This is a genomic window from Nocardia sp. NPDC023852 (genome assembly GCF_040639505.1).
Classification (GTDB): domain Bacteria; phylum Actinomycetota; class Actinomycetes; order Mycobacteriales; family Mycobacteriaceae; genus Nocardia.
Genome location: NZ_JBFAAB010000042.1, coordinates 23,974 through 33,544, shown reverse-complemented (window position 1 = coordinate 33,544; position 9,571 = coordinate 23,974). Strand labels below are relative to the sequence as shown.

General features: G+C 64.8%; 7 protein-coding genes. All 7 read right to left on the bottom strand.

Annotated elements, in window-relative coordinates:
• Positions 1-378: 378 nt before the first annotated feature.
• The gene (locus AB0H00_RS30565) at positions 379-1,281 is read right to left on the bottom strand and encodes a hypothetical protein (RefSeq protein ID WP_357273118.1); all 903 of its coding nucleotides are present in this window, start codon (positions 1,279-1,281) and stop codon (positions 379-381) included.
• Between the two features lie 70 nt (positions 1,282-1,351).
• Positions 1,352-3,526 (bottom strand): hypothetical protein, encoded by a 2,175-nt coding sequence (locus AB0H00_RS30560; RefSeq protein WP_357273115.1) that lies wholly within the window; start codon positions 3,524-3,526, stop codon positions 1,352-1,354.
• A gap of 272 nt (positions 3,527-3,798) precedes the next feature.
• Positions 3,799-6,324 (bottom strand): ATP-binding protein, encoded by a 2,526-nt coding sequence (locus AB0H00_RS30555; RefSeq protein WP_357273113.1) that lies wholly within the window; start codon positions 6,322-6,324, stop codon positions 3,799-3,801.
• Complete coding sequence (locus AB0H00_RS30550) at positions 6,324-6,860, bottom strand: hypothetical protein (RefSeq protein ID WP_357273111.1); 537 nt, start codon at positions 6,858-6,860, stop codon at positions 6,324-6,326. Before AB0H00_RS30550 ends, AB0H00_RS30555 begins: the two co-directional genes overlap by 1 nt.
• Positions 6,857-7,117 (bottom strand): hypothetical protein, encoded by a 261-nt coding sequence (locus AB0H00_RS30545; RefSeq protein WP_357080641.1) that lies wholly within the window; start codon positions 7,115-7,117, stop codon positions 6,857-6,859. Before AB0H00_RS30545 ends, AB0H00_RS30550 begins: the two co-directional genes overlap by 4 nt.
• A gap of 19 nt (positions 7,118-7,136) precedes the next feature.
• Positions 7,137-8,141 carry a conjugal transfer protein gene (locus tag AB0H00_RS30540; RefSeq protein WP_357273108.1) on the bottom strand — a complete coding sequence of 335 codons (1,005 nt, stop codon included), beginning with the start codon at positions 8,139-8,141 and terminating at the stop codon, positions 7,137-7,139.
• A gap of 67 nt (positions 8,142-8,208) precedes the next feature.
• Positions 8,209-9,333, bottom strand: coding sequence for a GAF domain-containing protein (locus AB0H00_RS30535; protein WP_357273107.1), 1,125 nt, complete (start codon positions 9,331-9,333; stop codon positions 8,209-8,211).
• Between the last annotated feature and the right edge of the window lie 238 nt (positions 9,334-9,571).

The following is a 9,571-nucleotide window of genomic DNA, read 5'->3' as shown; positions in this document are numbered from 1 at the left end:
GGCGCCTGCCCCGCCTGCGGAGCCACCACACCACCCGGCGCAGCGTGTTGATCAGGTACCGGCGCACCCGGAACCGGCTGACCAGGCTGACCAGGCTGACCAGGAACCGCACCCGACTGACCAGGCAGACCAACACCCGACTGAGCCTGCCCACCAGGCACCGCCGACGAACCACCCGGCGGCTGACCCGGACCCGACGGTACCGCGGACTGATCCGGGCCCGACGGACCACCCAACTGACCGGGCCCAGGCGCACCGGGACGAGTGCGCGGATCCCCCGGCCGACCCGACCACGGCGTCACCGGAACCGGCGGCGCCTCACCTTCTTCGCCGGTCTCGATCTGGGGCTCTACCTCGGTAGGTGGCATCTCGTATCCTTCACAGCCCGCCGCCGAGCACGCGCTTCACGCGCACGTCGCTCGTGCTCGGCATCGACACTTCGACACACCTGCCGGTCGTGGCGTCGATGGTGACCAACTGGGTGGCGCTGACCGCGATCCCCGCGTGTGTCGGCGCGTTGCGCCGGTAGTCCCAGAAGACCAGATCGCCTGGAGACACCGCGGCCGGATCCACTCGCTGACCACATGCCCCTTGCGCCGCAAGGGTGTTCGGTAGCACTACGACGGTGGAACCGACGCCGTCGGACTGTCCGCACGCGCGCTGGGCGGAACCGCCCGTTGCCCCGGCAGAGTCCGCAGCGGGCGGCTCCGCCGCAGCGGAACCCGCGACGAGTTCGCACCGCCCTGTCGACTGCGCGGCCGAGGCGCGGTAGATGATCGACCTGGTCAGGTCCGCGGCGTCCGCACGGCCACCGGTCGCGTCCTGCGCTCCGCTCGCCGGTGCCGCCGCCAGTGTGAGCGCGAGCTCACGCGCACACTCGGCACCGATTCCCGAATTGCCCGCGAGCAAGGGCTGAGCTTGGTACGGCGCGATTTTCAGCGCGGTGACGCAGGAGCGCTGCCAGTCGGAGGCGCTCGAGTCGTCCGGCGCGATGGTCAGTGCCGCGTAGGGATTCGTGGTAGGCGCTGACGAGGCACTGGTGGCCGGGGCGGTCGGCGCGGTGGGCAGCGCCGCAGCGGCGGCACGAGTCACCGTCACGGTCTGGGAGGGATCCGGTCCCACCGCGCTGTCGCATTGGTAGTGCAGATCGGAGGCGATCGCCGATGTCGCGCCGCCGACGATCAGCACGAGGATGATGACGATGGCAAACAGACCACCCGTTACCAGTATCGCCACAATCAGCCAGGTCGGGGTTATCGAGACGATCCATATAACAGTCATCAGACGGCTGATCATCGGGTGCCCTTCCTTGAACCTGGCCAATCACAAGCGCTGGCGATCCGCGTGCGAATCAGGGATTTCTCGAACTATTCAAAATCGCAGCGGGAATATCTGGAAGCGGATTGGTAGCCGATTTCCACGGCGGCGCGAGCGAAGTAGCGCCGGTACTCGGCCGACCGGCCTGCCAATTGTTGGTGTCGGACGCATTGTTGATCTCCTCGCGAAGCCGCCGTATCCGATGGAAGTCGGTGGGGTTTTGGGATACCCATTCCGTTGCCGCGTCCACCCTGAGTGCGTGTTCGTTAGTTATCCATTTCTCCAGCCGCTCCGCTTCCCGCTTCTGGAGCGTTCTTACGTCTCCTGGGGCTTTCTCCCATCTAATAGGGGTAGCTCCGGCACTTCCATTCGCGACTTTCTGGAGGTTCTCAATAAAAGGCTGCCCAGGGTTTTCAAAATAATCATTGCCCAGCTTGACAATCCCAGCAGGCAGCGTGACACCACCGGCATTATGGTGCCGATACCTTCCGACGGCTGCTCTCAATCCACCCAACCTAGCTTCGCTCCACCCCGGATCTTGCCAATCGGATTCGAAATGCTTGTGGGCGGCGAGGACGCGCGCCAAGTGCGCCGAGGGAAGGGGCTCAGCCTCCACGTGCCGCAGAATATCCGCTTGGACCGCAGTCGCTTTCTGGGCAGTCCGCCAACCGATTCCAGCCTTCGTGAGGGCAGCACTCACGGGTTGCATGTTGCCACCGGTCAGGTTCGATATGGCCTCCGCCGCATAAGCGGCAGCTAGCTGACTCCTGGGGTGCGCTTTGGACGACCGAATGCCGTGCGCCGCGAAATCGCCCAGAGAACGGCGATCGTAATGGGGATTCTTCATCTCCTCACCGAACTCTTTCGCGATACCCCACCCCAGCCTGTCTGCATTCATTTTATCCTTCGCGCCGGGTTGGCCCGGATCACGAATCCCGCCCGCAAGCCATGAAGTGATCGGTGAACCACTGAGGGTGCTGGCCGCGGCGAACAGTCCGATCCCGCTCAGCGAGTTGCCCGCACCCGCGGTGCCCATTCCCAGAGCGGTCCCCCCACCACCACCCGAGCCTTCCCTCGCAAAGCCGCTCTGTATCGCCATCGCGAACCGGTTGGTTATCCAGTCGTTGCCGCTGTCGAGGCTCTTGCTGAGGCGCCGCAGTTGCAGGATGGCGACGATCTCGACGATCGCCCCGATGACGAACACCGACATGACCTGGCCGCGTGCCTGTTGGAACAGACTGCCCAGGAACAGCTCGTAGAGACCCAGAAAAATGACGAAGATGGCCATTCGTGCCGCCGCGACGAAGCCGTGTACCACGCTGCGGACCGTGAACGTCTGCGTCGGCCCGTACACGAACCCGCCCGCGGCGAACCCGAAGATCGACATAAACCCGTAGTAGATCGTGTCGAGCGCAGCCCAGATGACCTTGATGGCCAAGTAAGCGGCGAAAAGCAACAGAATGGCCGCGGACAGCAACAGCAGCAGACCGGCTCCGATCTGACCTACGCTCGGATTATCGGCCGCCGCATGTGCGACGGTGTCGCCGCACGCCTTCATCCCGTTCTTCACTCGGTCTTCGTCACCCGCCATGACGCCAGCCGACCATGCCGCCTTGCAGGACGGCCGGTCATCCACGATATGGCTGAAGTTCCAGACCTGCAATGGCTTTCGCCCAAAATTATCCGCCATGTCGGCCTGCATCTGCGCCACCAACTGGTTCGGATTAGGATTGCTGTTACCGTTCAAACCAGCTGCGACCGAGATACCCAGGTCACGCCCCTGCACCAGCAACCCGTCCGACGACAAGACCTCGGCCAGCGGCGCGGCCAGAAACAACGGCCCCAGAATGGCCACCGCCACCATCGTCAAGATTTGCATCATGGCCTTGGCGTGATAGCCACGCACGATGAACCACGCCACGAAGAAGGCACCGATCGCCACTGCCGTCGCCAGCATCATAGGCGTCGCAATCTGCGCCGTCAGGTTATCGGCCACCGCTTTCAACGGCGCACTGAACATGTTCAGCCACCCGAAGCCCACTGTCTGACCAGGCAACCACACCCCGGTTGTCACAAGGACCAGCCAAATTGCGAACAGGACACTGATCAGGAGCGACAGCACCGTGTTCCCGGGGTTCAACACCCCGCCGCGATTCGTAGCGAATATGTAGCTCGAAAGTTCGACCCCCGACGTGTCTTTGATACCCATCCAGCCAAGCGCGCTGTTGGGTGCCGACCCTGCTGTCAGTGCGCTGGTCTCCGCAGTGGCCAGTGGACCCACGAAGCCAGGGAATACGAACAGGACGAAGAGACCAATGAGAATCCATGCGGTCCAGCGTCGACGACGAGTCGCGACGACCCAATCACGACATCGCCGTACCACGGCCTGCGGCCGCCAGCGATCCGTATCCCACGACGCCGGTTCCCACGGCATCCCCACGGTGGGCCCGCACGGTCGAAAGCTCCGGCCGGCCTCGAAAATCATGGCACTACCTGTCGTTCCGGAAGAGAGGCACGCCCGCTGGCCGAGTTCGGTGTGCTGGTGATCGCCGCGGCACGGTCCGGACGCGCTGGGCCGAGCACTTTGCCACGGCCGATACGGTTCAACGCATCACGCATGAACATCTCGCCACGACGCTCCTCCGGCACCTGCCGACCCGCGCCGACCGGCGGCGAGGTCTCCTCTCGCAGTATCTGCAGCAGGAACGGCGCCTCTTCCAGGTCGACGCCGAGCCATTCCAAGCTATTGCGCGCCAGAGTCTCATCGCGCTGCCGGAATACGAACCGGTTGGGAATCAGATTGTGTGCCGCCCCCTGAAAGTCGGTGGCGGGGTCGTGCGAGGCCAGTCCGATCGCGGCCAGGTGCTTGCGGCCGTCGCGGCTGAAGTCCGAAGTCACCGCCGAGCCGACCTGGGTTTGGGTGAAATGGTGGGCCTCGTCACCGACCAGCAGCCCGAATCTGCCGTTGTCGGTGAGGAAGGCTTCGCGGGCGGCGACACCGACCAGTTCGTACAGCGCGGTGCCGAGCCGCTTCGTCAGCGGCAAGCGGTTGTACAAATGTGGCGTGGTGAGTTCCTCGGCGGTCGGCAACGCGAGGTGATGACTGCGGACCACGGTAGCCGCGGCGTTGAGTCGTAGCGGTCGCAACTTCGGGTCGAAGAGCACCGGAACCCGCTCGACGATGGTGCCGAGTCGCGCTGCCAGATCGGCGTACTCGTCTCCGATCCCCGGGTCGTCACGCAGCCGCCGGACGACGTGGAAGAGGTCGAGCAGACTTTGGATGCCATGTTCGGCAATCGCTTTGGGGGTCAACAGGTTGGCGGCGGCGGCTCCGGCTCCGGAGGTCGGCGACAGGTCGAGCAGCGGCAGAATCGAGTCCAGCGCTCGCTCCCCGGCGATCCGTGGGCCGAACAGGCGAAGCGGATCCAGTGACACGCTCGGATTGGCCAGGTCGATCACGACGGCGTCGTCGATCGCGGACGCGAAATGCTCCCACTCGCCGACCTGGCTTCGGTCGATAGCCAAGAACTGGCCGCCCATATCGTGCACGAGAACGGCCATGAGCTTGAGGAAATAAGACTTGCCCGACCCGAGTTCGCCGGTGACCGCGAACGACGCGGACAGGTCGTGCAGCGCCGCCTCCATGATGCCGAAGTGGATCGGCTCGAATTGGCCGGACAGCAGGTTGACCCCGATCACCGGGCCACTGTCGTCGCCGATCTGGCTGGTGGTGAACGGTACGAAACCGGCCCACATATCGGATGGCACGATATGTGCGAAGTCGTCGAACGCGCGGCGCGGCGGGTTGCCCGGTATCAGCATCGACCACAGGTCGACCTGTGCACCGACCGGCGCGGTCATCTCCACCTGGAACCGCTTGTAGCGGCGCTTGAGCGCATTCACCGCGTCCAGCGTCGCGTCGCGCGAGGGCCCGCCGATGGCGATGACGGTGGTGAACGACACCTCCGACTCGCCACCGTTGACCTCGAAGTGCTGGTTGTATTCACCGAGCATCTGTGCCTTGGACATCAACGTGTTCTGCGCGAAGGAGACCTCCTGGTCACGCTGGTCCATCTGCTCGCCCAGACGCCGCAGATTCAGCTCGTTGTTCTTCAGCACCTGCTCGGCGGGCTTGGTCGACACCCGCATCCCCCAGTCGACCGTGACGTCCCCTAGGCCCTCGAGCACGTTGAGGAACTCACTGCCGCCGGGAAAGGTCATGCCCGAATAGGGAAAAGAACGGGGTGTGAGCATCGCCTGGTAGGACGGCCGATACACGGAGTCCGGCTGCACCACCTTGACGACCGGAACGAACGACGGACGGACTCTCCGGTTGCTGTCGGCCTGCGCTCCTTCATCGAGCGCAGCGGAGCGGAAGACGGCGGACGTCGCGTCATCCAGCGCTCCGGCCCTGGTCGGTGCGACCGGCTCGCCGACCGCGCCGCGGGACAGGTAGTGCTCCCACAGCCACTGGAACAGCGCGGCGGGCACGGGAACCGGATCGAAATCGGCCCCGATGCGGGAGAGGATCGTGCTCGCTTCCTCGTCGTAGGCGTCCAGCTCGGCCCGCGAGACCGCGGTGGCGTCGATCGTGGTCGTGCTGCCTCGCCACATCCGCGACAGCGCGGAGACGCCTGAGTTGGCGGCGCCGACCGGAATCGACAGCAAATAGATCCGCGTCTGCGGCGTGATCGCCCGGACTCGTTCGTATGAGGCAACCACCTCATCGGCGTAGTCCTCGCACTCGTCCAGGTCGACGCCTTCCACCATCTTGGTGAGCACGTCGATGGTATTCAGCCGCGCCTGGATGCCGAGCAGCAAGGAACCGTTCGGCAGGTTGTTGATCAGCGCATGATGGGCGATCTTCACATCGTGCTTGTCGCTGGCCTTGCGCAGGCCGTAGCCGAGCGGGTTGATGAAGTATGTAGCGGTGACCAGCCCCGAATGGGTGAACTGAAGGTTGCCGCGGATCGCCGCGGTGGGCTGGAGATCTCGTCCGAATGCCATCAGGGGCTTCCTCCGGATGTCTGTTCGTTGCCGTTGCCGTTCATCCGGTCCCGCAGGTCGGCGCCGCTACCGCCGGCCCCGATCACCTCGAGCAGCCGAAGATCAGTCTTGGTGTCCGCCGGGCCCACGGCCCGTCGATCGGGAAGGAGAAGAACAACGGTCTCCTCGACGAACATGGTGTGGCGCACCGAATCGCCGGTGATCGGCATGCCCGAAGCGGACACCGGCTTGCGGTAGACGATCAGCCTGCCGAGCCACATCGCCCGCGATGTCATCCGGACACCGGTGTACGGCACCAGTCCGAGCGTGAAGACCGCCATGATGGTCAAGGCCAGACCGGCCACGAAGGTAACCGCCGGGTTGACCGGGAAAGTCATGGCACACACCGACGTCACCAACATCAACGTGACGCCTCCGGCGACCTGGGGCAGGGTGTACGGCCCGAACGGGAGTTTCTGCCCGTTCTGCGCCTTGCCGATCATCGTGGGAACACGTTTGATCGGCGTGAACACCTTGATCACCTGGACCTGGGTCATCGATAACCACCGATGGGGTGATCGGGAACGATGATGTTGGAGTCCGTACGCGCATAGTTGACGAGGGTGGGCAGCACCCAGAACAGAACCGCCGCGAGAACCGCCGACCCGGCGACCGCGAGGATCTTGGCCGGGGACAGCCTCGACCTCGCCGCTTCGGAAATCAACACCCCCATGCTGAGGATGGTGATCAGAATCAATCCTGCCCAGCGAACGAAGATCAGCACGCCATAGAGGATGTTGCTGAGATTACCCATTGGGCTGCCTCTTCTCTGATCAATTCTGTGTCGCCGGCGGGATATTCACCGACGTCGAAGGTGGCGAGGTCGAACTGGTCGGCGCGCCGCCGTGGGAATCCTGACCCGCGACCACCGCTAGCGGACTCGACAGGGCGGGAACCGGATCGATCGACACCACCTGCCATTGGCCCCCGTTGCGGACCATCGTCAGCGGGTAGGCCAGCGTCGCGGTGGCGCCGGTATCGGCTTTGGGGTTGATGGTGGCCAGCACCTGGGCCTTCGCGCCGCCGGAACCGCAGGCCGCGTTGTCGGCGGTGAGCGCGACCAGCTCGACGGCGGTGAACGGAGCCGGTTTCAGCGCGGCGAGGCCCGCATCGGGCGTGGTGTAGCGGGCTACGTCACCGGTGCCTGCCAACAACGCGCCCAGGAATCCGGCCGCCACCTGGGACAGCGGCGTATCCGCCGCGCATGGCGAGGAGTAGGCCAGCGCGAGGTCGGCACCCTTCCCGGGCGGCGGGACCACGGCGGGCACCGACAGCGCCCGTAGCCGCCCGTCGGAAACCGACACCGCGACCCGGTAGAACTGTCGTGTCTCGGGAGTCCCACCGGTTCCGGTCTTGCCGATCCGGACCGACACCGTCACCGACCAAACGTCCAGGCTGCTGGTGGACACGGTACGCGAAACATAGACGACCGAGGGGTCGGACACCTGTCGCGCGGAGGTCGGCAACGCGATCTGCTGACCAGAGCCGACGAATTCGCCGACTCGCTCTTGCTGTCCCGCAATGGCGGTCAGATAGGTCACCACGAACTGTTCGGCGAAAGATCCGGCCAGTTGCGAACGGCCGACAATCGCGGTTGTCGAATCATCGGACGGCGGAGGCGGACCGGAGTCGAACACACTGAGGATCGCGTGGCCGCCGCCGAGGACGGCGAGCACCGCCAGCACCGCGACCAAGATATTGTCGCGGCGGCGGCGCGCGGCCATCCGGCGAAGCAAAGCTTCACCCGAATCTGCCGGTCCGCGACCCACTGTCCTCACTCTCGAAATGGTAGAGAGCACATGCGATCCCAACCGGCCGGCCGTTCCCAGCGGTGGGAATCAGCTTTCAGCAGGCAGGGTTGCTTTTCATCCTGCCCGCAAGCCAGTGCCGCAATTGGTCGTCGTAGCCGATCGGCGCACTGCGCTGCCGTGGCTCCACGACCTGGCGATGGGTTTCCAGCAGCGGAACGTCGTCCGCGACCCGAACGAGTTGCGCGATAGCGAGCTGCCTGCTCGAGTACCCGGGGTACGGGTAGAGCAGAAGCGAGGTCGGCGTGTAGCCGCCGCCGTAATTGAGCAACCGCAGGGTCACCCCGGCGCTGTCGCCGGACCGGAGCCGGTCGCCGAGCTCCACCAACCGGGAGCGATCATCGGGATGGAACACGTCAACGGGTCGGAAGAGATAGTCCCAGCGGATCCACGGCGCGGGGTCGGTGAGCCAGTGCGAGATGCTGGTGTACTCGAGCTGGAGGACAGCCAGGTGCGTCCCCGCGCGACGATGTGCCTCGCGCAACCCGATTCGCTCCAACGTCGGCCACGCCGGCGGCACGTTCTCCGATGTGACATCCTCGATCAGCAACCAAGCGCCGCGGGTCCGCTCGTCGTCCCGGGCGCGGATGGTGATGCGCCACTGCGCGGGACGCCCGAAACCGGACACGACGGTGGTGTCGAACTGCATCCGGTCACCGGGCTTGGGTTCGTAGAGCAGGTCGAGGACTTGCGCGTGCCGATCGAAGCTCGACAGTCGGTGGAACAACTCCGCGATGGACATCCTGGGTACATATTGTTCGGCCGTGCTGCCGGACAACCTGGTGATGCCACTCGGCTGCTGGATGGTCTGCGTGCCGAGGTCCCAGATGGCGCCCACCGCGGGACGAAGGACAGGCACCCGCTCGGCGGCTGGTCCCAGCCACAGCCGCACCGCGTGGACATCCCCAGCCGGGCCGAAGACCGGCCTGATCAGTAGTTGGTGTCGACCGGAGCTTGTTTGGATTGCCAGGTCGATGTCCTGCGCCTGCTCGTGCGCCGTGCGGATGGCCTCGGTCAACCCCGTGGTCGTCAGCTTGTCATAGAGCGCGGGCGCTTTGGACAGCAATCGCTGCAATACCCGTTGCCAGCTCGCGAACTCGCGCGGTGCATCCCCCACCGACGCCACCGACATGCAGTCGGGCGCCAACGTCTCGATAGTCACCCATGGAATCACTGCGCCACTTCGCTTCGCACTTCGCCCGTACCAGCCGATCCTCCGGATCCACCTCAATCCGGATCAGACATCTTGCGACTCAGGCAATGTACCGTTATTCAGCGGCTCAATCAACCCGTAAGTGACTCGTTGCTACGAAGTGTGCACCACTTTCACCCACGACACGGCGGGTGTTCATTTTGTTCGTATTTTGTTCAGTTGGGCCGACTTGAAGCGGCGCGCGCCC